This window comes from Undibacterium sp. Jales W-56 (assembly GCF_025548535.1).
GTDB lineage: Bacteria > Pseudomonadota > Gammaproteobacteria > Burkholderiales > Burkholderiaceae_D > Undibacterium.
Genome location: NZ_JAJLQW010000007.1, coordinates 160,852 through 185,646 on the forward strand (window position 1 = coordinate 160,852; position 24,795 = coordinate 185,646).

General features: G+C 51.9%; 23 protein-coding genes. 15 read left to right on the top strand and 8 right to left on the bottom strand.

Annotated elements, in window-relative coordinates; genetic code table 11:
• The first annotated feature begins 48 nt into the window (after window positions 1–48).
• Window positions 49–606, top strand: coding sequence for a glycine zipper 2TM domain-containing protein (locus LPB67_RS17675; protein ID WP_262838625.1), 558 nt, complete (start codon window positions 49–51; stop codon window positions 604–606).
• Window positions 607–898: 292 nt separating this feature from the next.
• Here LPB67_RS17675 and LPB67_RS17680 read toward each other — a convergent pair whose 3' ends face one another.
• A complete protein-coding gene (locus tag LPB67_RS17680) occupies window positions 899–2,731 on the bottom strand; it encodes a M2 family metallopeptidase (RefSeq protein ID WP_262838626.1) in 1,833 nt (610 codons plus the stop codon).
• Window positions 2,732–3,075: 344 nt separating this feature from the next.
• On the opposite strand from LPB67_RS17680, the gene LPB67_RS17685 reads away from it, so the two are divergent.
• The 4 genes from LPB67_RS17685 to LPB67_RS17700 all read left to right on the top strand — a co-directional run bounded on the left by LPB67_RS17685 (window position 3,076) and on the right by LPB67_RS17700 (window position 6,352).
• Window positions 3,076–4,164 (top strand): sensor histidine kinase, encoded by a 1,089-nt coding sequence (locus tag LPB67_RS17685; RefSeq protein WP_262838628.1) that lies wholly within the window; start codon window positions 3,076–3,078, stop codon window positions 4,162–4,164.
• A gap of 18 nt (window positions 4,165–4,182) precedes the next feature.
• The gene (locus LPB67_RS17690; protein WP_262838629.1) at window positions 4,183–5,037 is read left to right on the top strand and encodes a LytR/AlgR family response regulator transcription factor; all 855 of its coding nucleotides are present in this window, start codon (window positions 4,183–4,185) and stop codon (window positions 5,035–5,037) included.
• Window positions 5,038–5,054: 17 nt separating this feature from the next.
• Window positions 5,055–5,540 (top strand): GNAT family N-acetyltransferase, encoded by a 486-nt coding sequence (locus LPB67_RS17695; protein ID WP_262838630.1) that lies wholly within the window; start codon window positions 5,055–5,057, stop codon window positions 5,538–5,540.
• A 284-nt stretch (window positions 5,541–5,824) separates the two neighbouring features.
• The gene (locus LPB67_RS17700) at window positions 5,825–6,352 is read left to right on the top strand and encodes a hypothetical protein (protein ID WP_262838631.1); all 528 of its coding nucleotides are present in this window, start codon (window positions 5,825–5,827) and stop codon (window positions 6,350–6,352) included.
• Between the two features lie 53 nt (window positions 6,353–6,405).
• On the opposite strand, the gene LPB67_RS17705 is transcribed toward LPB67_RS17700, so the two are convergent.
• Together LPB67_RS17705 and LPB67_RS17710 are read right to left on the bottom strand one after the other, a co-directional pair.
• Entirely contained in the window at window positions 6,406–7,185 is a 780-nt protein-coding gene (locus LPB67_RS17705; RefSeq protein WP_262838632.1) for a DUF1223 domain-containing protein, read from the bottom strand.
• A 60-nt stretch (window positions 7,186–7,245) separates the two neighbouring features.
• Window positions 7,246–8,358: a DUF2157 domain-containing protein gene (locus LPB67_RS17710; RefSeq protein ID WP_262838633.1), complete on the bottom strand. Its 1,113-nt coding sequence runs from the start codon at window positions 8,356–8,358 to the stop codon at window positions 7,246–7,248.
• A 295-nt stretch (window positions 8,359–8,653) separates the two neighbouring features.
• On the opposite strand from LPB67_RS17710, the gene LPB67_RS17715 reads away from it, so the two are divergent.
• The 3 genes from LPB67_RS17715 (at window position 8,654) to LPB67_RS17725 (ending at window position 13,559) form a co-directional block, all read left to right on the top strand.
• The gene (locus LPB67_RS17715; protein WP_262838686.1) at window positions 8,654–10,450 is read left to right on the top strand and encodes a glutamine--tRNA ligase/YqeY domain fusion protein; all 1,797 of its coding nucleotides are present in this window, start codon (window positions 8,654–8,656) and stop codon (window positions 10,448–10,450) included.
• Between the two features lie 232 nt (window positions 10,451–10,682).
• Window positions 10,683–12,530, top strand: coding sequence for a retron Ec67 family RNA-directed DNA polymerase/endonuclease (locus LPB67_RS17720; protein ID WP_262838634.1), 1,848 nt, complete (start codon window positions 10,683–10,685; stop codon window positions 12,528–12,530).
• A gap of 489 nt (window positions 12,531–13,019) precedes the next feature.
• Window positions 13,020–13,559, top strand: a complete 540-nt coding sequence (locus LPB67_RS17725; protein WP_262838635.1) for an REP-associated tyrosine transposase — start codon at window positions 13,020–13,022, stop codon at window positions 13,557–13,559.
• 54 nt (window positions 13,560–13,613) lie between these two features.
• Here the strand turns inward: LPB67_RS17725 and LPB67_RS17730 are convergent, their stop codons facing one another.
• Window positions 13,614–15,812 carry an OsmC domain/YcaO domain-containing protein gene (locus LPB67_RS17730; RefSeq protein ID WP_262838636.1) on the bottom strand — a complete coding sequence of 733 codons (2,199 nt, stop codon included), beginning with the start codon at window positions 15,810–15,812 and terminating at the stop codon, window positions 13,614–13,616.
• Between the two features lie 276 nt (window positions 15,813–16,088).
• Here LPB67_RS17730 and LPB67_RS17735 point away from each other — a divergent pair, with 276 nt between their 5' ends.
• Window positions 16,089–17,570 (top strand): aminoacyl-histidine dipeptidase, encoded by a 1,482-nt coding sequence (locus tag LPB67_RS17735; RefSeq protein ID WP_262838637.1) that lies wholly within the window; start codon window positions 16,089–16,091, stop codon window positions 17,568–17,570.
• A 41-nt stretch (window positions 17,571–17,611) separates the two neighbouring features.
• On the top strand, window positions 17,612–18,064 hold the full coding sequence (locus LPB67_RS17740) for a DUF4124 domain-containing protein (RefSeq protein WP_262838638.1): 453 nt from the start codon (window positions 17,612–17,614) through the stop codon (window positions 18,062–18,064).
• 152 nt (window positions 18,065–18,216) lie between these two features.
• On the opposite strand, the gene LPB67_RS17745 is transcribed toward LPB67_RS17740, so the two are convergent.
• Window positions 18,217–18,948: a flagellar brake protein gene (locus tag LPB67_RS17745; RefSeq protein WP_262838639.1), complete on the bottom strand. Its 732-nt coding sequence runs from the start codon at window positions 18,946–18,948 to the stop codon at window positions 18,217–18,219.
• A gap of 305 nt (window positions 18,949–19,253) precedes the next feature.
• Between LPB67_RS17745 and LPB67_RS17750 the strand changes: the two genes are divergently transcribed.
• The 5 genes from LPB67_RS17750 (at window position 19,254) to LPB67_RS17770 (ending at window position 21,994) form a co-directional block, all read left to right on the top strand.
• Complete coding sequence (locus tag LPB67_RS17750; RefSeq protein WP_262838641.1) at window positions 19,254–19,637, top strand: glutaredoxin family protein; 384 nt, start codon at window positions 19,254–19,256, stop codon at window positions 19,635–19,637.
• A 45-nt stretch (window positions 19,638–19,682) separates the two neighbouring features.
• Window positions 19,683–20,039 (top strand): TfoX/Sxy family protein, encoded by a 357-nt coding sequence (locus LPB67_RS17755; RefSeq protein ID WP_262838642.1) that lies wholly within the window; start codon window positions 19,683–19,685, stop codon window positions 20,037–20,039.
• A 407-nt stretch (window positions 20,040–20,446) separates the two neighbouring features.
• A complete protein-coding gene (locus LPB67_RS17760; RefSeq protein WP_262838643.1) occupies window positions 20,447–21,121 on the top strand; it encodes a TonB family protein in 675 nt (224 codons plus the stop codon).
• 130 nt (window positions 21,122–21,251) lie between these two features.
• A complete protein-coding gene (locus LPB67_RS17765; protein WP_262838644.1) occupies window positions 21,252–21,686 on the top strand; it encodes a hypothetical protein in 435 nt (144 codons plus the stop codon).
• 86 nt (window positions 21,687–21,772) lie between these two features.
• Window positions 21,773–21,994, top strand: a complete 222-nt coding sequence (locus tag LPB67_RS17770; RefSeq protein WP_262838645.1) for a hypothetical protein — start codon at window positions 21,773–21,775, stop codon at window positions 21,992–21,994.
• Between the two features lie 19 nt (window positions 21,995–22,013).
• Here LPB67_RS17770 and LPB67_RS17775 read toward each other — a convergent pair whose 3' ends face one another.
• From LPB67_RS17775 to LPB67_RS17785, 3 genes are all read right to left on the bottom strand, one after another.
• The gene (locus LPB67_RS17775; RefSeq protein WP_262838646.1) at window positions 22,014–22,535 is read right to left on the bottom strand and encodes a WbuC family cupin fold metalloprotein; all 522 of its coding nucleotides are present in this window, start codon (window positions 22,533–22,535) and stop codon (window positions 22,014–22,016) included.
• 63 nt (window positions 22,536–22,598) lie between these two features.
• Window positions 22,599–23,144, bottom strand: coding sequence for a GNAT family N-acetyltransferase (locus LPB67_RS17780; RefSeq protein WP_262838647.1), 546 nt, complete (start codon window positions 23,142–23,144; stop codon window positions 22,599–22,601).
• Between the two features lie 133 nt (window positions 23,145–23,277).
• Window positions 23,278–24,564, bottom strand: coding sequence for an efflux RND transporter periplasmic adaptor subunit (locus LPB67_RS17785; protein WP_262838648.1), 1,287 nt, complete (start codon window positions 24,562–24,564; stop codon window positions 23,278–23,280).
• Window positions 24,565–24,795 lie beyond the last annotated feature (231 nt).

The window sequence follows — 24,795 nt, forward strand, 5'->3', positions numbered from 1 at the left end:
GGCCGCGCCCCGCGTTAAGGACATATCATCAATGTTCTGGAGTTTGTCATGCGTAAATTAGCTATTCTGATGTCTGTCCTGATCGCAAGCCAGCTAACGGCTTGCGCCACGCAGGGTTATCAAGGATACCAAGGCTCTTCCAATTCACCTTATCCTTCAAATTATCAGACGCCTTACCCGGTGCAGAATCAGACTTATCCCAATCAATATGCGCAGCCGTCCTATCCGCAGTATTCACAAGGATACCAGGCGCCCGCTTATGTTGAGGTCGCAACCATCGTCGCCATGCGCGAAGTCGGACAGGCGAATAACAACCAGGCTGGTGCCGGCGCCCTGGTCGGCGCGGTACTCGGCGGCGTGCTCGGACACCAGGTCGGCAAAGGTGACGGGCGTGATCTGGCGACTCTGGGCGGTGCGATTGCCGGCGGCATTGTAGGTAATGAAGTGGAACGAAATAATGCGCCGCAAAGAGTGAAAACCGAAATCACCTTACGCATGCCGAACGGCGAACAACGCGCGCTGTTAATCGAACCAGGTTCGTACTACCGCATCGGCGACCGCATTAAAGTGATACATCAAAACGGACAGTTAAATATCGTCCAATAAATCTGCACTTACCATTAAAAAAGCTGAACCGCATGCGCGATTCAGCTTTTTTCTTTTGACAATCGTTGCTTTATCAGGGCTTACCCAAAACGACAAGCGGCTTACCACGATTCAGATTGAAACCGCAGGCTGGACGCGGCTTTCAGAGACATTTCGTGCCAACAGGCGCACCCAGCTTGCGGGTTCATTTGAATATCAAAACACCATGGAACCACTTCCTCTCTTGCTTTTTCTCCATGTCTCCATATCTCTGTAGTGAGAGATTTTGGCTTTTGCGTAAGTCCTGTTTATCTCATTGCGCTAATTGCTTATTTTGCGCATCCAGCCAGACTTTCAGCGGCGCGAAATAATCGAGGATCGCGGAGGCATCCATCTTGTCTTCGCCGGATACTGCCTTCAATGCCTCGTTCCAAGGACGGCTGGCACCCATCGCCAGCATCGCCTGATATTTCGCACCGGCTTTTTTATCTTCAAAAATCGAGCAGCGATTCAAGGGACCGACATAGCCCGCTTCCTTACATAAGCCGCGATGCAACTGGAACTGTAAAATGTGCGCAATGAAATATCGGGCATACGGCGTATCGGCGGGCACATGGTACTTAGCCCCGGCATCGAAACCATTCGCTTCCATCGGCGCCGGACGTTTGATGCCCTGATATTTTTCACGCAATTCCCACCAGACTTTGTCGTAATCCGCAGGCGCAACTTTGCCGGAATAGACTTTCCAGCGCCACTGATCGACCAGATAGCCAAACGGCAAGAAAGCCACTTTTTCAAGCGCGCGATTCAGCAGGACGCCGATGTCCTGCGAGGCATCAGGCACTTCGCTGAGCAAACCGATTTTTTTCAGATACTCTGGCGTCACCGATAAAGCCACGGTATCGCCAATCGCCTCATGGAAGCCATCATTGGCGCCGGCTTTAAAAATATGCGGCTGCTTGCGATAAGCAAGGTCATAGTAAATATGCCCCAGTTCATGATGAATCGTGATGAAGTCTTCGGTGGTCTGGTTGATGCACATCTTGACACGTACATCGGTCAGATTATCCAGATCCCAGGCTGACGCGTGACAAACCACTTCACGATCACGCGGCTTGGTCAGCATCGATCTTTGCCAAAAAGACGGCGGCAACTTCTCCATACCCAGCGAGGTATAAAAGCCTTCTGCGTATTGCGTCATGCCCTTGGCATCGATATTTTTTTGTTTCAATACCGCACCGACATCCAGCGACGAAGCCTGGCCTTGCGGCTTCACCAGCGGATATAAATTTTCCCAGGACTGGCTCCACATATTACCGAACAGATGCGCAGGGACAGGGCCGGTCAAAGGTACCACGTCCGGCCCATAGGTCTGACGTAATTTCAGCCGGACATATAGATGCAGCGCGTCGTACAGGGGTTTTACCTGCTGCCACAGACGCTCGGTATCGGCCTCGAATGCATCTGCCGACATATCGTACTGCGAGCGCCACAAAGCGCCGGTATCGGCAAAACCCATTTCGCGCGCGCCCTTGTTCGACACCGCGACATAATTCACATAACTGTCTTTATACTTGCTTGCCTGCTGATGCCAGCCCATCCAGACATCTTTCAGCACCGCCGGATCATGGCTCTGCGCCATGATCTCTTCCATCTGCCCTAGGTCGAGGCAAGTGCTTGCGTCACCTGGTTTTTTACAATATTTCGCCTTGCCGTATTCACCGGCCAAGGAGGTCCCCAAACGGGTATAAGCCTCGCGATCCGCCGCATCTTTAAAACTTAAATTCAATTGCAATAACTTCAGCTTGCGCTTGCTATCCGCCGACAAGGCCAGGCCGTTATAGCGGCGCGCCTGAATGGCAATCTCGCTGCCGACGGTCAGGGCCTGCTCACTCGCTTGCGCAGACATTGCCTCCGTATCTTCCGTGATATGCGTTTCATACACCCACGCGGCACGCTGCGCAATCACCGAGAGCTGTTGCAAACGCAGCTCAGCGTCGCGTAAAAATTGTTCGGCTTCGGCCACCGTCGGCACCGTCGCGGTTTTTTTGGCGCTTGTCGTCGTTTGTGCAAAGCCACTCGCTGGATAAGCAAGCGCCAGCGACATGATCATGAATGCGGGTGCGACCTGTTTGAAATAACGCATAAAGTCCTTTATCGAGTTCTTCACCATGGATAATGGCTGAACCGGAATGTAAGTTTACGGAGGAAAATCAGTGTGAAATATCGGTTTGATCAGTTTGAAATCAAAGGCCGCCTAATATATCAGCAATCTATTTAACCTTGTTGCTCTGCGTTGCTTTTATACCATTTACGTAATTTCGCGACAAAACCACGGCCATTTACGGCAAAAATGTGGGGATTCATCGCTTTACCGTAGCCGGTCTCAGGGTATTGAGGGATGATGCGTATCCAGCCAAGACGCGCAATATGATGCGCGTGCTCAAGAAAAATTGAGCAGGCATGTGTATAACCTACTATCTGTCCACCATGTTTCCATTGTTTTTCCCGCGCGATAATCGAAAACTTATTTTGGCACGCACTGTACTGGTGCTGACTGCCCTTAATACTGTCATCGCCTTGTATTTAACCTATATCGATGGCTCAGGCGGATCGTTCCAGATCAACTGGGTATTTTCCATGTTCATCGGCACCAGCATCACGCTATTGGTGGATAGCAGTCGCTGGTTGATCTGGCGCTTCAAGAAACCCAATCTGATCGGCTTCGCGTTAATTTGCGTCACAGCAGCGCCGATCGGCTATTACTTCGGCCACTATGTCGGCACACTTATTTTTCCTCAGGCAGTCTCTGTTCAGGTGGCGGCATCGAATCGGGGCGAGCGCGCAATGGTGGTCATGTGTATTTTTCTCAGCCTGGCTTTTTGTTTCTTTTTCTGGAATCAAAACAAGCTCGCCGAACTAAGGGCCGAGGCGGAGCGAGAAAAAGCCCGCAACGCCGCCATAGAGCGGCAGGCAATGCAAGCGCAATTACAACTGCTGCAGGCGCAAATCGAGCCGCATATGCTATTCAATACGCTGGCCAATTTACAAGGCTTGATCGCCATCGATCCGCACCGGGCGCAATACATGCTGGAACAACTGATACTGTATTTGCGGGCCAGCCTCAACTCTTCCCGCAACGACAAAACAACGCTGCAGCAAGAGTTCAGATTGATGCATGCCTATCTTGAATTGCTGGCGATACGCATGGGGAAGCGTCTGAGCTACGACATCGTCTTGCCGCCAGAATTACAAGGCATAGAAATCGCTCCCATGCTATTGCAGCCGCTGGTCGAAAATGCGATCAAGCACGGCATAGAACCAAAGATGGCCGGCGGTCACATCCAGGTTACCGCCTCGCTGGAAGACACGGTATTGCATGTCAAAGTCAGCGATACCGGCATGGGATTACCGTTTGATTACCGGGAAATGCCGCCAGCCGGTGACAGCGCCAGCCACGTCGGCAACGCCAATGTACGCGAGCGCTTGCGCGCCCTGTACGGCACGGCTGCCAGACTCAACCTGAGCGCCAACCAGCCAGAAGGCGTGGTCGCCCATCTCACTATTCCACTGAACTGACAAACTGACACTACGACCATGACACAACTCCGCGCCCTTGTTGCAGAAGATGAACCGATCCTGTCGCTGACCCTGCTCAGACATCTGGAAAAATTATGGCCCGACCTGCAAATTTGCAGCGTCGTGGATAACGGCGTATTCGCCGTACAGGAAGCGCTCGCTCAATTGCCGGACATCCTCTTTCTCGATATTAAAATGCCGGGCAAAACAGGGCTCGAAGCTGCACAAGAATTGGCCGAAGAATGGCCCGACAGCAAACCGTTTCCGCTGATTGTCTATGTCACGGCCTACGATGAATTTGCCGTCGATGCCTTCGAACATGCCGCGTCCGATTATGTGCTGAAGCCAGTCAGCGAAGAACGCCTCAGCAAGACCGTCACCCGCCTGCAAGCCCGCCTCGACAATGGACAGGAACGCTCAGGCGAGCTGGAGCGTGTAGTCGCGCAATTACGCAATCTGATACCCGGCGTTGGGAGCGTTGGGAACCTCGGACATCCTGGCAGTGCCGGTAACAGCAACCTCAGTACCGCCAGCAATAACGCCACTGAAAAACTCACGCTGATACGCGCGGCAGTCGGCAATCAAATCCGCATGATACCGATTGGCGACGTGTTGTATTTCGAAGCCACCGACAAATACATCAATGTCGTGACAGCCGAACACTCGTCCTTGATCCGCGTCAGTCTGCGGGAATTGTTGCCACAACTGGACAGCAATCAATTTTGGCAAATCCACCGCAGCACCGTCGTCAATACACAGTACATCCACACTGCGACCAGAGATGGCGCAGGCAAGCTGACACTCAAACTGCGCGGCAATAATGATAAGCTGCAGGTTAGCCGCGTGTATGCGCATCTTTTCAAGCAAATGTAAAAATCAGACTTCGTTCTATGAGCATCCAAACTACCGAACTGCAATGGCAATGCGCCGCGCTCGAGTCACTGACCGCAATCCAGCTCTACGATATTTTCGCGGCGCGCAGCGAGGTCTTCGTGGTCGAACAAAACTGTGTTTTTCTGGATATGGATGGTGTCGACAAAATTTCCCTGCACCTGGTTGGCTGGGGTAAGCGCGACGAAAAAAATGCCGTCGCAGCCTATCTGCGGATCGTTCCGCCGGGCGTGACTTTTCCGGAAGTATCTTTGGGTCGCGTCATCACAAGCAAGGATTTTCGCGGTAGCGGCGCAGGCAAAGAGCTGATCACACAAGGATTGGCGCATCTCGAAAAATATTATCCGCAACAGCCGGTAAGGATCGGTGCGCAAGCCTATCTGGAAAAATTTTATGGCAGCTTCGGCTTCGTCACCGTATCGGATGTGTATCTCGAAGACGATATCCCGCATGTAGAAATGCTGCGTCCTGCGAGCACCATGTAATTCAATCAAATTGGAATACTAGGTCTTTTGCTTGTATAATCCGGTGTGCTGCAAATTTAAAAAACAGCATAGCTGGGCGTTAAGGGACGCCCTCCCGCACAAGAGGCTCTCACCCTTATTTACTCCTTCCGTTTCTGGATGTGATTGACCAATTCGTATGGCGCAGCGGGCAGCCGATACACGAAAAGGAACAAGCACATGCAAAATCTTCCCCGCAATTCATTAAGCGCTCTTCAGAGCAATCCATCTCTTGTACCGTTCTCAGGCATTACGGGAGAACCAGCATGAAACAAGCCAGCGACGAACTCAAAACCCGCGCCCGCATTTTGCTGAATGCATTAGAAAAGCAAACCCCCGCAGCCATGCTCAGAGTGCAACAACTATCGAAGCGTGCGCGCCGTCCCGTGCCCGCTTCATACAGCCTGCAACTCTGCCTGAACCTGGTTGCGATCGAAGTGGGTTTTCGTAGCTGGGAGCATGCACGCATCGTTCTGCAAGGCGAAGCGAAGAGCGGCGACGACATGGGGCAGTTCTGGTATGACGATAAATTATGCAGTGTGTTTATGAACGCCTGGTTTGTCGAATACGAAGTCGCGCGCGCCTTTGTGCAGGTGCGTGCAGACCGATTCTTGCTGCCTTACGGCACCCAGTTTGTGGTGGTCGAGCCGCCGTACCTGTCAGCGATAGGGGTAGAAATCGATACGCCGCGCTGGCGAACCGCTGGTCACGATTTGATGGCGAGTTACGGTAGTATCGACTGGCAAGTCTTCGTCAATCAACGATTGCTGGCAACGCGCGGTGCTTTTCATTAATCGCTGACAATCTGCTTGCCGTCATCGCTGTTTTCAGCATGGCGGCAAGTACATTACAGACTGGCGCAAAACGGCAGCGACAAAGCCTGCAAGACCTCGCCTTTATCGGATTGCACAAACGCGGCAACCGCCAGATTCTTGCGCACCGCATGCGGCGGAATGTTGAGCTGTCGCGTCACACTGATGCCGCCGCTACTCATGCGAACCGGCTCCCCCCACTCACGCACCACATAATCATGCTGCAAGGTGACGCCACGGTTTTCGCCTGCCTGCACCTGCGACACCAGATTATTTTCGACCAGTGCAAAATACAATTTCCCGGCATGCGCGGTCTTGCTATCGAGATGCACGGTCAATTGCCGCTCGTTCAAGCCATCGAGACTGAGACGGATATCGGCGCGTGCCGGAACCTGATTGATACGCTTCACCGCCTCGGTCACACCGCCACGCCAGTTGCGCAATTCCTGCCCGGCGACGAACATCTCCGGCGTATACACACTGCGCGATGAGGCCAGCTCCGCCAGCCAGCGCTGGCGCTGCGTGAATAAAGGTTTGGCGAATATATCTTTCCAGCCGATGTAATCCCAATAATCGACATGCAGCGAAAGAGGCAATAATTGATCGGCGCTCAGGCCAGTGGATTTATAGATATTGCTGACGAACTTGTCGGCAGCCGGACAGCTATCGCAGCCTTCTGAGGTGTACAGCTCCAGCAGAGCGACTGTGTGCATGGGACTGCTCTTGCTGCACGTCTGCGCTGTCGCTGGCAAGCTGGCACCTACGGCCATGCTTGCCCCCAGATAAACCGCCAACGCGGAAACGATGCGATGCATACGACCTCCTCTACGCTAATTCATCATAGTCGCAGAACAGGTCGATTTCCTTACAAAATCTTATGCGATACCGCGCAGCATCAATCTTGATTGTAAGGATTCCGGCAATATCGCCGACAGCTTCGCCGTGATATGCGCCTCATGCTTGCTCCACCACAATCCCGCCGCGATCAGCGCGAAACCCAGCACCGTCAGCAAGGCCACGAAGACAAAACTGTCTTTGAACAAATGCCAGGACAAATCGCCCAGCACCATTGCCAGACCGATCCCACCAAACACTGCAAACACTCTGCGCGCCAGGATCGCACCGATGAAGATCAAGCCCGTATTGATCGCCAGATACATCAACTTGCCGGACAAGGCGCCATCGCCCATCGACGACAAGGCGCCCCAGAAGGTCAGCAAGCCAAACAGATACAGCCAGAATGCGTAATCGATACCGCGACGCGAGCGCAAATCCACAATCAGCGCCAGCACCAGCATGCCCAGACCAAACACCAGGGAAATCTGCTGGCGCAGATGCCAGTTGCCGCTGATCAGGCCCGCATCGCCTTGCATTAGGATCGCAGGCACCACGTCCATGCCCATGTAAAACAAGGTCACCGAGATCGGCATCACCAGAAAGCTATATTGAAAACGCCACAGCATCAGCGCACCGGCCAGCAAAGTCGCCAGTTCCATCGTCAACCAATGCCAGTCTATCCAGCGATGGAAATCGCGATAATGCCCGGTCGTCGCGCTATCGGCCCACCAGCCCAGCACATGCTGGAGCGCGAATATCGCCAGCGGCACCAGCGCAATCGCCAGCGTCGCAAAGATCCCCGCCGGCGCGCCCAAGCCGCGCTTATCCAGCCAGCTCGCCAGCGCCACCGCAAACAACAGGTACACCAGGCTCAGATCCAGCAGCACAGGCATGCCCCACTTCTCGACCGCCAGGGTACTGAATAAGGAACACGCCGCAATCGCCAGCATGCCGCCCAGGTAATACAAGACCGTCGTGCCGCTAAATCGCGTCGGCGCGTTGCGCCCCGTCATGCCGCCGTGTCCGCTTCGGTAACCAGCTTTGCGCGCCCGCGCTTCCAAAAATTGCAGCAATGGATCCACCTGCCCATAGTGCAACAAGCCCAAGTCCGCCGCCTCCATCAAGGCTTCACGCTTACATAATTTACCCATTTGTTTGCCCCTCCAGTCTCGTCATTTTTTTTACTGCAGAGCTTATTAAAATCTTTTTTGGACGCGAGATGGAAAGTACTAAAGAAGTATCGCGAGCCGATACTTCAGGTCGAGAATATTGATCTAAAAATAAGAAAACTCTGTGCACCTGTTTCTGCGCGACATCTTTTGCGCCAACCCGGCAGCAGTCACCCGCGTCCAGCAATGCGAGATTTATGCTGGTCAGCACTGCGGTATCGAGGTGCGCTGCGGTAAAATGCTTGTCATCACATTATTTATTGAAATGATTGGCACCATGAGCAACGACGCAAATACTAAAAAAACCGATACCAAATCTGAAGCAACTGCCAACACCCCTGCCCCAGTATCGAATTTCCTGCGCGGCATCATCGATCACGACCTCGCCGCCGGCATCTACACCCGCGACGGCATGCCCAATGTCATCACCCGCTTCCCGCCCGAGCCTAACGGCTACCTGCACATCGGCCACGCCAAATCGATCTGCCTGAACTTCGGTCTGGCACGCGATTACGCCGGTCGTTGCCATCTGCGCTTTGACGACACCAATCCGGAAAAGGAAGATCAGGAATATGTCGACACCATCATCGACAGCGTCAAATGGCTGGGCTTCGATTGGAACGATAGCCCTGAACAAGGTGATGGTAGCCAACCCCGTAGCCATCTCTACTACGCCAGTGATTATTTCGACACTTTCTACGCGATTGCCGAATACCTGATCAACGCCGGCCACGCCTACGTGGACAGCCAGTCGGCCGACGACATGGCCGCCAATCGCGGCGACTTCTCCAAACCCGGCGTGAATTCGCCTTTCCGCGACCGCACAGCAGCCGAATCGCTGGATTTATTCCGCCGCATGAAAGCCGGCGAATTCCAGGGCGGCGAGCACATCCTGCGCGCCAAGATCGACATGGCATCGCCGAACATGAATATGCGCGACCCGGCGATCTACCGCATCCGTCACGCACATCATCACCGTACCGGCGACAAATGGTGCATCTACCCGATGTACGACTACGCACATCCACTGGAAGACGCGATAGAAAACATCACGCACTCGATCTGCACCTTAGAGTTTCAGGATCACCGTCCGTTCTACGACTGGATCATCGCCCGCGCCACCGAAGGTGGTTTCTTCAAACAACCAGTACCGCGCCAATACGAATTCGCGCGTCTCAATCTGACCTATGTCGTCACCAGCAAACGCAAACTGCGCCAACTGGTAGAACAAAACATCGTCAGCGGTTGGGACGACCCGCGCATGCCCACCATCGTCGGCATCCGTCGTCGTGGCTACACGCCGGAATCCATCCAGCTTTTCTGCGAACGCATAGGCGTCACGCGCTCTGACGGCTGGATCGACTACAGCACGCTAGAAGGTTGCCTGCGCGAAGACCTCGACCCGAAAGCAGCACGCGCCACCGCGGTGCTGCGCCCGCTGAAACTCATCATCGACAATTTCCCGACGCTCGATGGCATGAGTCAGATGATCACCTGCAGCGCACCAGTGCACCCGCACCAGCCGGAACGCGGCAACCGCGAATTCACCATCGGCAAAGAACTGTGGATAGAACAGGAAGACTTCATGGAAGAACCCGTCAAAGGCTACTTCCGCCTGTTCCCTGGCAACAAGGTACGCCTGCGCTACGGCTACGTCGTTGAATGCACAGGCTGCGATAAAGATGAAAATGGTAACGTGATTGCCGTCCACTGCAACTACTTCGCCGACAGCAAATCCGGCACCGAAGGCAGCGCCAATTACAAGGTAAAAGGCAACATCCACTGGGTCAACGCCGCCGATGCCCTGGAAGCCGAAGTGCGCCTGTACGACCGCTTATTCACCGACGCGAACCCAGACGCCGGTGGCAAAGACTTCATGGCTCTGCTGAATCCAAACGCATTAGAAATCGTCAAAGCTTATGTAGAACCGGGTATGAAAGACGTTGCGCCAGACACGCGTTTGCAGTTTGAACGTCATGGGTATTTTGTGGCAGATCGCGTGGATTCTGTGAAGGGTAAACCGGTGTTTAATCGGGTTACTACTTTGAAGGATAGTTGGGGGAGTAGTTTTTAATTAAGCCTAGTATTATTGGGCGGTTACGTCCACCCTATGCACTTGCATTTACCTAGCGGCCTATATGCTATTATTCTTATTGGTTTATGGGCAGATTTTTGATTGCGCTTCGCAATCTGTGAAAAAAATGTCCGCAAGGATTGCCCTTTATAGAACATGGAAACATGTCTCTATATTCTCTTGACAATGCGTAAGAGTGCCCATAAACCACCACCAAAATAAGTGAGGTTTGATGAGAAAACTGCAGACCTTGAGACAAATTTCTACCAAACCTGAACTTGCGAATTTGCTTGGAGTTAAACCTTCGATTCTTACATATGCCCTATATGTAACTAAGCCAGAAAAGCAATATATTCAATTCAAGATCCCAAAGAAAAGCGGCGGTGAAAGAATAATAAATGCGCCTACTGGGAAGTTAAAAACAATCCAATCTGCGCTTTCAAATTTATTGCTCGATTGCCTAGATGAGATTAATCAAGAAAAATATCCAAAATCGGAATTTTCTAAACAATCTGTCAAATACTCAAAAATACTCAAAGTAAGGTGTGGCGGCGCTCGGAGTAAGCAGCCTAGCCTATCGCATGGCTTTGAGAGACGTAGGTCAATTATCACCAATGCGTTGATGCATTTGGGGAAAAAAAACGTCTTAAACATCGATTTAGAAAATTTTTTCGGTAGCTTCAATTTTGGTAGAGTTCGAGGGTTTTTTATTAAAAATGAAAATTTCAAATTAGACCCAAAAATCTCAACTGTTATTGCCCAGATTGCTTGCTACAACAACGAACTTCCACAAGGTAGCCCTTGTTCACCGGTTATCACGAATTTGATAACTCATACATTGGACATTCGACTTGCATCTTTGGCAGAAATTCATTCCTGCACATATAGTCGGTATGCTGACGATATTACATTTTCATCACGTGAAAAAATATTCCCAACAAAAATCATGCGTGAAGATAGTGGAAATTATGTCGTCGGGAAAAAATTACGCTCCGAAATTTCAAGATCAGGCTTTTCTATTAATCACAAAAAAACCAGAATTCAATTTAAAGATTCCAGACAAGACGTTACCGGATTAATCGTAAATAATAAACCAAATACTAAAAGAGAATATTGGCGCACTGTAAGAGCTCAATGCAACAGCTTATTCAAGAACGGCTCATTTACAGTAAATTCTAACGGTAAAGTGAGTATAGGCAATGTTAATCGGCTTGCAGGACAATTAAATTTTATCGATCAGCTAGATCATTACAATAGATTACGTCAAAAACCACCCTTAGACCCAAACTACCAATGGAAACGAGATGCACTTGCTCACCAAAATAAAAATAAACAGAAAAAACATTTATTTAGTGGGCGCGAAAAAACCTATAGTGAATTTATTTTTTATCGCCTTTTTTATTCTGCAGACAAGCCGACAATTCTAACTGAAGGTAAAACCGATAACCTTTATTTAAAATCAGCAATTAACATACTTTCTGGGTACTATCCAAAACTAGCAAAAACCAAAACGGCAAAGACTCCATATGAATTATCTGTGCAGTTTCTCAACTATTCAGCACGAACCAAATTTCTTTTGGAGTTACATGGTGGGGCTGACTATCTAAAGGATTTTATAAAAAATTATTCACATAATTTTGATCGGTATAAAGCTCTGACTAATCAACACCCTGTGATTATCGTTGTTGATAATGATGATGGGCCAAAAGAACTTATCAATGCAGTTTCGAAAATGGGATCGGCAAAAATTTTCCCAACGTCGTTGACTATAAAAAGCGATATTAGAAAATCAGATTTTATTCACGTTACTCACAACTTATACCTGGTAATGACGCCACTGTTAGCTGGAGAAACCAAAAGCGATATCGAAGCATTTTTTACTGATGCCGATAGATTAAAACAACATAACGGCAAATGTTTCAACACCAAAAAAAACCGAAAAGACGAAATAAATTTGAGCAAAGATTCATTTGCAAATCACATTATTTCTGCACAAAAAACTACAATTAATTTTGATGGTTTAAAACCGATACTCGATCGAATCACAATGGCAATTGAGCACCATAATTTGCCCAAATAAAAATCATACGTAGCGTGCGTACGTCTGTAGCAAGCGTAGCGTGCGTGCCTCCGTAGGGTGTGCCATGCGCACCATTTCACCGGATATCTTCACTTTTTAATCTGTTCGTTTTCCCATCATTGGTGCGCATGGCGCACCCTACGTCATATCTGTGTGGCTTGTGGCGTGTTTTGGTGCCGCGAGGCGCGTCTTTGTTGCGGCATGGTTTTTATGGATATTGACAGATCATCGTGTTCAAGGCGGCAAGCAAGCGTAGCGTGCTTACCTCGGTAGGGTGCGCCATGCGCACCGTTTCACCGGATATCCTCATTTTTTACGCTGTTCGTTTTTCCATCATTGGTGCGCATGGCGCACCCTACGCAATGTCTGTGCGGCTTGTGGCGTGTTTTGGTGCCACGAGGCGCGTCTTTGTTGCGGTATGGTTTTTATGGATATTGACGGATCATCGTGTTCAAGGCAGGCTGTGATTTTATTTCTCGCGCCTTTCTCATGCCAAATTATCGACGTTCGAATATCGCTGGCGGCACGTATTTCTTTACCGTGAATAGTTTTCGGCGGCGACCGATTTTGACTGCCGAATCGCTGCGTCATGCTTTGCGTTTGGCGATACAAAAAACGCGCCTGACACATCCGTTTGAAATTGATGCATGGGTGTTGTTGCCGGATCATTTGCATTGCATCTGGACGCTGCCGCAGGATGATGCGAATTTTTCTGTGCGCTGGTCTATGATCAAACGCATGGTCTCGCAAGCTTGCGCGGCGGAATTTGGCGTGGGCGATTTGTCCGCTTCACGAACGCAAAGAAATGAATCGGGCATCTGGCAACGACGTTTCTGGGAACATCAAATCCGTGACGACAAGGACTTTGCACGGCATGTCGATTATATTCATTGGAACCCGGTAAAACATGGTCTGGTTGCGCGTGCGGGTGATTGGCCACATTCGACATTTCATCGATATGTGGCGCAACAGATGTTGCCGCAGGATTGGGGGATTGATGCCGATGTTGCCGGAGACTTTGGAGAGTAACTATTTGCTGAGGATAGATTGGTGCGCATGGCGCACCCTACCTCTAATGATAATTTATTGATCTCTTCCCTTAGCCCGCGCGGCGTGCAATTTCTTGTAGCTATCAATCAGACGCTGATGGCGATCCAGTCCTTCCAGTTTCATGCTCGTCGGCGTTAAGCCGTAGAAGCGTACGCTGCCGTTGACTGATCCGATCGCTGCATCCATACGCTCGTTGCCAAACATGCGGCGGAAATTGGTTTCGTAATCGTCCAGTTCCAGTTCATCGTCCAGCGTCACTTCGAGCACCACATTCAGTGCCTGATAAAACAAGCCGCGTTCGACGCTGTTGTCGTTGTATTGCAGGAAGGCTTGCGTCAAATCCTGCGCATCGTCGAGTTGTTCTAAGGCGAGATGGATCAGCAGTTTTAATTCCAGCACGGTGAGTTGTCCCCAGACCGTGTTCTCGTCAAACTCGATACCGATTAATGTCGCGATGTCGCTGTAATCGTCGAGTTCGTTATTTTCTAAACGATCGAGCAGCGCTTCCAGCGCGTCATCATCGAGCTGATGCAGATTCAGAATATCGTTGCGGAACAATAAGGCTTTGTTGGTGTTATCCCAGATCAGATCTTCGACCGGGTAGACTTCTGAATAACCCGGCACCAGGATGCGGCAAGCGGTGGCGCCTAACTGGTCGTATACCGCCATGTAGACTTCTTTGCCCATCTCGGCGAGGATGCCGAACAAGGTCGCGGCTTCGTCGGCATTCGAGTTTTCACCCTGACCGGAAAAATCCCATTCCACAAATTCATAGTCGGATTTGGCGCTGAAAAAGCGCCATGATACGACGCCGCTGGAATCGATGAAGTGTTCGACAAAGTTATTCGGCTCAGTCACTGCCTGGCTGACGAACGTCGGTTGCGGTAAATCATTCAGGCCTTCAAAACTGCGGCCTTGCAGCAATTCTGTCAGGCTGCGTTCCAACGCGACTTCAAAACTCGGATGCGCGCCGAACGAAGCGAACACGCCGCCGGTGCGCGGGTTCATCAGGGTCACGCACATGACCGGATATTGCCCGCCTAGCGAGGCGTCTTTTACCAGCACCGGAAAGCCTTGTTCTTCCAGGCCCTGAATGCCGGCCAAGATGCCGGGATATTTCGCCAGCACGTCTTGCGGCACATCGGGCAAGGCGATTTCGCCTTCGAGGATTTCGCGCTTCACCGCGCGTTCAAAAATCTCAGACAGACATTGCACCTGCGCTTCGACCAGCGTATTACCGGCGCTCATGCCATTGCTGGCAAACAGGTTTTCGATCAGGTTCGATGGGAAATAGACGGTCTCGCCATCCGATTGGCGCACATACGGCAGCGAGCAGATGCCGCGCTCTGCGTTGCCAGAATTGGTGTCGATCAGATGCGAACCACGCAGTTCTTTATCGGGGTTGTAAATTGCCAGGCTGTATGCATCCAGAATCTCTTTTGGCAGCGCATCTTTCTTACCCGGTTTAAACCACTTTTCATTCGGATAATGCACAAAATCAGCATTGGCGATGTCTTCGCCCCAGAACGAACCGGCGTAAAAATGGTTGTTACTCAGGCGCTCAATGTACTCGCCCAAGGCTGACGCCAAAGCGCTTTCTTTGGTCGCACCTTTGCCGTTGGTAAAGCACATCGGTGAATGCGCATCGCGGATATGCAATGACCACACATTCGGAATGATATTGCGCCACGACGCAATTTCAATTTTGATGCCGAGGCCCGCTAGCAAGCCGGACATATTCGCGATGGTTTTTTCCAACGGTAAGTCTTTACCGAGGATGTAGGTGGCAGCATCCGCATCTGGATTTAGTGTCAGCAAAGCCTGCGCATCGGCATCGAGGCTCTCGACTTCTTCGATCACAAACTCAGGCCCCTCCTGCACGACTTTCTTTACCGTGCAGCGCTCAATCGAACGCAAAATGCCTTGGCGATCTTTATCAGAAATATCGGCGGGCAATTCCACCTGAATCTTAAAGATTTGCGCGTAGCGGTTTTCCGGATCGACGATATTGTTTTGCGAAAGGCGGATATTCTCGGTTGGAATATTGCGTGTATTGCAGTACAACTTCACAAAATACGCTGCGCACAAGGCGGACGATGCCAGAAAATAATCGAAAGGTCCGGGTGCTGAGCCATCTCCCTTATAGCGGATAGGCTGATCAGCGATCACCGTGAAATCATCGAACTTGGCTTCCAGACGAAGCTTATCGAGAAAATTGACCTTAATTTCCATGAGAGTGTTCCAAAAAAACGGCCAAAAGCGCGTTGAAAGTAAATTAGCCGCCATTATCCGTTCTTTTAGTCGTACAGGATAGGCGGCAGCACAAATCCACTCGCCCGCTTCGTCACGCTGAGCGCATTCGGCATAGCGGATACGTCGCCTGATTCTGTCAACGACTCAACATCTGAGAAATGCAGGGAACGATTCCCGGATAACGGTATGATAAACTTGCCGCCCTCTGCCCGCACCGCGTTATCCATGCAATACGGGTCTTACAGGATACTTATCGTGACTACTGCATCTGAGATCAATCAGTTATTTCCTCGCCCACTGTGGCAATGGTTTGAACAAATCTGCGCTATCCCGCATCCTTCTAAACATGAAGCCGCATTGAGCGAACATATTCAGCAGTGGGCGAAGCAGCGCGGCTTGCCGGTGGTGGTCGATCATGTCGGCAATCTGATCATCCGTAAACCGGCCACCGCGGGCATGGAAGATCGCAAGACTGTAGTGATTCAGGCGCATCTGGATATGGTGCCGCAGAAGAACGCCGATAAGGTACATGACTTTGTGACCGATCCGATTCAGCCGTGGATCGATGGCGAGTGGGTCAAGGCAACCGGCACCACGCTGGGTTCGGACAATGGCATCGGTATGTCGTCGGCGCTGGCGATCCTGGGCTCTGGCGATATCAAACACGGCCCGCTGGAGGTCTTGTTGACGGTCGATGAAGAAGCCGGCATGACCGGTGCGTTTGGCTTACAGGCGGGCATGCTGGATGCCGAGATTCTGATCAACACCGACTCTGAACAGGAAGGCGAAATCTACATGGGCTGCGCAGGGGGCGTCGATGCCGAGATCAGCTTGCCGCTGCAATGGCAGGCGGCGCAGGCCGATCACCTCGCTTTCACGCTGAGCATCTCTGGCCTGAAGGGCGGGCATTCCGGTGTGAACATCCATCTCGGTCGCGGCAATGCGAATAAACTGCTGGTGCGCTTTTTAGCAGGTCATGCGGCGGAACTGGGGATGGCGCTGAGTGAGTTCAAAGGCGGCTCGTTGCGCAATGCGATCCCGCGTGAAGCGCAATGCAGTTTTACGATACCGACGGAGAAGGCCGACCTGCTGCAACAGCGCGTCGCGCAATACCTGGACATCTTGCAAGCCGAACTAGCCAAGGTAGAGCCTGACCTCAAACTCACCGTCGCCGCATCGGCGGCACCAGCAACGCCGCTGCGCACCATGCAGGCAGCCGCGCAAAAAATGCTGATCAACCTGATCAATAGCTGCCCGAACGGCGTGATCCGCATGAGCGATGAAATCATCGGCGTGACCGAAAGTTCGCTCAACGTCGGTGTGATCAGCACCCACGAGGACAGCGTCAACATCGTCTGCATGCTGCGCTCACTGATCGATAGCGGTCGTGAAAATATCGAAAGCACTTTACGCTCCTTGAGCGATCTGGCGGGCGCACATATTGCCTTCAGCGGCTGCTACCCGGGCTGGAAGCCCGACACCGGCTCGCCGGTGATGGCGATCGTCAAGGATACCTACGAAAGCATTTATCACAAAGAACCGACGATCATGGTGATCCATGCGGGTCTGGAATGCGGCCTGTTTAAAAAGCATTATCCCGATCTGGACATGGTCTCGATCGGCCCGACGATCCGCTTCCCGCATGGCCCCGATGAGATGGTGAACATCGCGACGGTCGGCCAATACTGGACGCTGCTGCTGGCGGTGTTGGAGCGGATTCCGGCGAAGTCAATGTAGTCCCATCGCACTGCTTTGAGCAACCCATAGCTACCATTGATATGAATAAAAAATATTCCCTCCTTTTACAATGCACACTGAGCGCCGGCCTGGTCCTGGGCCTCAGTGCGGTGGCCCGGGCAGAGGTTTATAAGTGGGTCGATGCCAATGGCAAAACGCATTACTCAGAAAATAAAGAAGATGCCAAGGGCAAGGCGGAACAGGTAAAAATCACGTCCAGACCGGCACCGATCTCGTCTACATCGAGCTGGCGCGAACAAGAAGAACAATACAAGCAACGCCAGGCGCAACAACAAAGCGAGCAGGCAAGCCGGCCATCAGCACCCGCACGCAATAAATCGACCTACGATAGCAACCAGCCAGAAACCGACGCCTCGCGCTGCGATCTCGCCCGCAGCATCAACAACGGCACTGTAGTGCATACGAATGGCGCCAAGACCGATGCCAACGACCGCATGATCGCCGAGCGTGACGTGAAGACGTATTGCCATTAATAGTCGTAGCTAATGCAGATGGTGGGTATGCTGCAAACTGCGATCGAAAACCGATACCGCAATCCCCATGCGCCTTTCCGGGCACTTTCGTGCCACGAGGCGCATGGGGATTGCGGTATCGGTTTTGAGTTTTTGCGAAACCAGGCTGCCGCCTAAATCACGGTCTGCGGTTGTTCAATCATTTGCTGGTAGATCAGGCTTTGCAACAAGATGGTGCTATTCGGTTCGACATCAATGAACTGCAAGCCGTGGTTGATCGTCGGAGCGCCGTGCGGGTCGTTCGGATTTTTGTGCTCGTCTTCACTGATATTGCGCACGATACAGTTGATCGTCATCAGCATATCCACATGATGTAGCTTGATTTGGAACGACAATAACAGTTGCTGGTTTTTTTCAAACAAAGGGCGAGGCGTGGTGATCAGGGCGCCTGCGGCGCTCAGGTTGGTGACGACGACGCTGAACTTTTCATCGGGATCAGTGCTCCCGGCTTTCTTGACTGAAGCGATGATGCGCACCTTGATGCGCGGGTCTTTGCGCACTACCGACCCTTGAATTTTTTCGGGATAAGACAGGTGCAGATACGAGAACGGAACGCTGTTGACCTTGATAACATAGCAGTCAAAAGCAAACGCCTTTTGGCTGGAAAAAACCCGCACCACGATCTTATCGTTCTCACGCAAGAGTGCACGGTAACCGTTAGTCAGCGGCGTGCTCACCAACAGGCTGACGTTATCGAGATAGCCCACCACTTTAGAAAAAACCCGCTCGTCGCCCAATGAGGACGGCAATTGCAACTGGACCCTATCCCCGACACGCAAGCGCATGTCGGGAAAGGTGAATTTAAGTTCATGCTCGCTGGCGTCTGGTTGGGTATCCGAACTCATTATGTCGTTAGTTGATAGAACGTGATCAGAAGGATGACAAGTTTGCGGGTGAATGCTCGAACAGCGTGACTGAGCGGGTCGATGCTTTACCGTTGCACATGGCATAAAGTATTACTCAAGGTAAGGCTTATCACAAGTGAAACTTAACGACGCAAGCAAGATGCCGATGCTGGCGAAACCGCGCTTGAGAACATAGGGCTTGCGCCTGTCCCTGGCAAAACTGTAAACCGCATCTAAACGCCACGCGATCTCGGCTACAATGCCGGCTTACTCGTTCCAGATTCCACTCGTTACCGAAAGAATTGATGAAATATTTTTTCAGATTTATCCGCACCATCCTGGGCCCATTCTTGCTGCTTGAAGAATATCTGATGCGTCCCAAAGGGGTGGAACGCAATCCGGCCGCACAGCGAGATGTCGATGCGGCTTGCGCCAAGCTGGCGCTGTATCAGTTCAACACCTGCCCGTTCTGCATCAAAGTGCGTCAGGCAATGCGCCGTCTCTCGCTGAACATAGAACTACTCGATGCGCAAGGATCAAAAGAGCATCGCGATACCTTGCTGGCACAGGGTGGCAGCCCTAAAGTCCCCTGTTTGAGAATCACCAGGGAAGATGGCAGCGTGCAATGGCTTTATGAGTCACGCGACATCATGGCGTATTTAGATCAGCGCTTTTCTGCGGCAAAATAACTTGCGGCATCAGGCCGACATCCAACCAAGACCGGGAGGGAAATCATGGCAAGCCAGGCAAGCAGCGTTGAATTTATTGTCGATCAACTGAGTAGCTGCGGTAAGGTTACCGCGAAACGCATGTTTGGCGAATACGGCCTGTATCTGTCGGAAAAAATGTTCGCCGTGATGTGCGACGATCAGTTATTCATCAAGCCTACCGATGCCGGACGCGCCTTGCTCGGCGAGGTAACGGAAGCGCCGCCCTATCCCTCTGCCAAACCCTGGTTCTTGCTTGATACCGAGATGTGGGAGGACCGCGAGCGCCTTTGCCAGCTCGCGCTCTGCACCGCGGCAGCCCTGCCCGTCCCGGTGAAAAAGATCAAAAAACCCAAAGCTCCAAAGAGCACCGCTGCGACCTGATTACATCCGGGCAGCTGACCTGCGATAGCCAGCGCTTCGCCGGCCAATCACATCCAAAAAGCAAAACCTCTCACCGCAGAGACGCAGGAAAAAGGCAAGGGAGGAAAGGCTCCATGACATTTGATATTCAAATGAATCCGCAAGCCGGGTGCGCCTGCTGGCACGAAATGTCTCTGCAAGCCGCATCCAGCCTGCGGTTGCAATCTGCAGTGCGGTCAGCAGCTTGTCGCTTTGCGTCAGCCCTGCTTATTTAAGGACATGCGTTAGATGCATGCCTTAATTGCACTATTTCTGTAGAATATGGTTGATGTTAGTTTTTAATCAATCACACTCTCGCTCTTTGCATTGTTAGTACATAACGAAGAGTCCGCTAAATAATCCCCCCTACGGAAATTGGAAAGCACTGAATGACGGGTCCTTTAAAAAAACTGCTGGGTATAGCTCTGGCCTGCGTCGCAACGCTGGCATATGCGCAAGAGCTGTCCATCACCGCACCATCACCCGCAGCGACGGCGGAACTGCCGCCTGCACACTTTGATAATAATATTGCCGAGCGCTGCCCCAAGCCGGACTATCCCAAGGTCGCGCTGCAAAATGAGTTTCAAGGTGATTCTGTTATCAGTCTCGGTATCGATGAGAACGGCAAAATCGAAAGAACAAGTGTGTTGAGAAGCAGTGGCTGGCGTATTCTCGACGATGCCGTCAGTAAAACGATCATCGGTTGCCAGTTGATGACCGAGGCACCGCTTAAAAAACTGACGAGGAGCGCGGTCTACAAATGGAGAACCAGCGGCGCGATTGAATATCAGCCGGAACTCATCCCCGCAAGCTGTGCAGAATCCGAGCTGGTGCGCTTTGCCGATGACAAGGAACAGGGCCGCGGTATCGTGGTCGGTGCCTACATCTCCGACCTGGGCATGCCGGGACGCTTTTCGCTGGAATGGGGCAGCGGCCAAATAGAGTTGGACAGAGCCAGTGTGGCGCTGGTCAAAACCTGCAAATTCAAAGCCGCCAGGCGCGACCTGAAAAAACGCAGCGCTCCGATTTCTTTGCGCTTATTTCCTAAGACAATCACGCAATAAGATTCTGTTTGCCACACCATGACCTCGGCCATCTGAACTGCGGTCATCAACGACAACCCGGAGCGCAAACTGAGTACAATGGTGACTTGCGCCGCACCAATCAAATTCTGTACTAGCTACTTTTAAACCAATGAAAATACATGGTGAATGGGAGATCTCCCTCGTTGGTAACGTGTTGGTTCGCACCACCGCTGGCAGCTTCAATGAGCAAGGCACTCTGGCCTGCTTTCGCGATACGCAAAAGAAGGCGCCGGTCGGCACTCCCTGGGCGGGCTTAACCAACGCGGCCCATTGGGAAATGTCCAGCGCCCGCTCCCTGCAAGCCTTTCCGCAAATGCGCGAATGGGCCTTCCAGCATGGTTGCGTCTGCCTGGCAGTCGTGGTGCCGGACCAGATGCGCATGACCATCCACCAGCGCCAGACCGGCAATTTGCCGGACAACCTGGTGCGCTATTTTTCCGATATGGCAGAGGCTTGTGCATGGTTAACCGCCAAGGGCTTCCCTTTCACGCCTGAGGATTACCCGCACGCCGATTTCATCGAGCGGACCAGACCTGATCATTGAATAGCCGCAGGCTGTTGATCTCCCGGCTGACTTGCATTCCAGCATGAACGCCCCATCTCAGACGCTCATGAGACAAAGGAGATTCCATGTTCTGGCTGCATCATCCACAACCCGTGCGTCCGCGTAAGGCAGTCGCCGAGCAAACCGTCAAGTCACAAGCGCCTGCACCGGTGAATACGCATCTCATCGTGATAGAAAAAATCCCTGCGCCGGATCTGATGCCGTTCAGTTCAGCACCAAACTCAAGCGACGGGTCGCTCCAGCGCGGCACCGGGCAAGACACCGGTCCCCTGCCTGCGCAGGGATGACGAATGCGTACTTTTTTCCTCAACGGAACGGCATTGCCGCCCTGACTGTTAGCTGAACTGAGCCATCAAACTGCGCCATCATATGGTGCAGATACGCCGCGCAAGCAGGATCGCCCTCAAGCGGTGCCCAATGCGCTTTCTCCTCCTCAGTGAAAGCAGCATACGGTCCGGCTTTACTTTCAAAAAATACCGAGCCGCTTTCCAGTGCCACCATACTGTGGAACACCCCCGCCGGTATCGTAATGCCCAGGCTGTCCTGATTTTCCTGGCTGTTCGACAGCACGACGGTTTCAGTAATCGATCCCTGCGCATCAAATAGCAGCACGCCAAAACGCCCGCTCATGACGATGATGGTTTCGTCCTTTTCCACAGACAGGTGACGATGCGGTGCAATATAGGTGCCAGGCTCCAGCGCATTCAGCAAGCGATGGCAAGCACTGTCATTCGCGGTATGGAAATTCAGGTTCTTGCGCAGTCGCGGACTGTCTTTGGCGGCCTGGGTCAGCTCTGCCAGGGTTTGTCGGGTAATTAAATTGGTCATTGAATGGTCTCTCGGATAGCATCTGGCAATGAATCAAGCTGAGGATGTCTGAACGCCCTGCGCTCAGCCAGCCAGTTGCTCCCATTCTTCACGCAACAAGGCATACATCGCAATATCAATATGCCTGCCGCGACTGAATGAAGCGCCGCGGGCGATGCCTTCTTTCAGATAGCCGCAATTGATCGCGACTTTTTCCGAGGCGATATTATCCACCTTCATGTGGATTTCCAAGCGATTGATCAGCGTGGTCTTGAACAGGTAATCCGTCAGCATGCGCACGGCCTCGGTCATGATGCCTTTGCCGCGCATCTCATTGGTGAACATGCCGTAGCCAATTTCGCGCGAATTGAAATACGGCACCGTTTTAAAATGAAATACCCGTCCGAGTATCGCGCCCCGATTCACCTCATGCCCGTCAATGATCAGGAAGGTTTCGCTGGTTTCTTTGGACTGCGATTCGGCTTCAAACTTTTTTTCCAGGACGCCGGGCAACATCAATTCCAGGGACAAGAATTCACCTTTGGCTTCCGGCGAATTCATCAGGGTAATCAGTTGAGGGATATCGTCCTTGCGAACGTGACGTAAATGAAAGCTACTGCCTTTGATCATGCTGGTAGTCTCCTGTGTAAGAGCAATAAGCGGGGAAATAATGATTCTCTGCGCTTACGACAGTGTAGCAGCCCACACCGTCATTTCCATCTAAAATCGTCCAACACACTTAAGACCTGTCCGTCAACCTGCCTCATTTCTTCATCTGCAAGCGCGTCGCATTGCCAAAGGCGGCATAACTCGACACCACGATTTTTTCTCCTTCCTTCAATCCCGACAACACCTCGATCTGACGGTTGTTGCGACGTCCTGTTTTTATCATGCGCTTCTCGGCATCGATGCCGTTGTCGGCGACCACAAATACCCAGGCGCCGCCGCTGTCCGTTACAAAGGCCGCATTCGGCAACAACAGCGCGGCTTTCGGCTCACCCAAGGTAATCTGGGCATCCAGACTTTGTCCCGGACTCAAGCTGCTTGGTTGCTGATTCTTGAATACTAATTCAATCGAAAAACGCCCCTCCTTAATTTGCGGATAGACCCGGCTGACTTCAACTACATAGTCTCTGGCGTCTTGTTTGAGCCAGCCCTGACGGCCAATCGCGACACGATTCAGATAATATTCATCGACCTGGGCGCTGAGTTTAAATTTAAGCGGATCGTCGATCCGCCCAATGTGCTGATCGGTCTTGACGGTCTCACCGATTTGTAAACGGAAGTCGGTCAGCCGCCCGGCAACTGGCGCACGCACTACCAATGCCGCTACCGTAGCGTTCACCAGTGTCAGGCCGCCTTCTATATTTTTGATCGCTCTTTCCATCTGGGCGACGGCATCGCGTTTGACTGCGGTTTCGCTGGAACTGTGTTTTTTCTCTTCGTTATAGGCGCGCTGCTGCTGTTCCAGGGTGTCGGCGGATTCGTCCAATGCGACCGCGGAAATAAATCCTTGCGCAGCCAGCGTCACATTCCGCGCATGCTTCTTTTTGGCTTGCATCAAATTGAATTCAAGATCCGACAGGCGGCGCTGGTGATCGGTATTCGCCGCTTCAAAATTCACGCGTAAATTCGCCAGATTAGAAATCTGCTGCGTGTGCTCAGACTGGCGCTGCAACAACTCCAGATTGCGTTGCGGATTCGAGATACGGAATAATACTTCGCCCTGTTTGACAATCGCACCGTCACGCGCAAACACCTCCTCTACCCTGCCGGATTCTACTGAATCCAGAATCACCGAATGCAGTGCTTCTGCCTTGGACCGTACCACAATGTCATCTAAAAAAATCCCGCTCTCGACATTGGCAATGCGCACATCGTCCGGCGACACCTGCAAGCCTCTCGGCATGAAGCGCCAGAGTCCTGCGGCCATCAAGGCAATGCACAGCAACAGCAGCATGCCGCTGACGATTTTTTTGGTGTGGGTCTGCGGGACGATGACATCCATGGCAGCGCCGCTCACAGCCAGATGAGGTGTCGATACTTTCATGGGTAAAGCGGATAGGTTTTCATCGGTTGGGGACTTATCTTCATTTATCCTCAGCCGCAAGCTTTGTGCCAGCGACTTTAAGGCTGGCATCACGGTGAAAAATCGAGACAAATCGTCTTTTTTTGGAATGCCTGTCCGCTACTGAACAAGGCGACTGTCCGATATCGGACAGTTCTGATGCGACCTCGCAGATAGGCGGGAGAATGATTGCTAGCGCGGTACTTCAAAGCT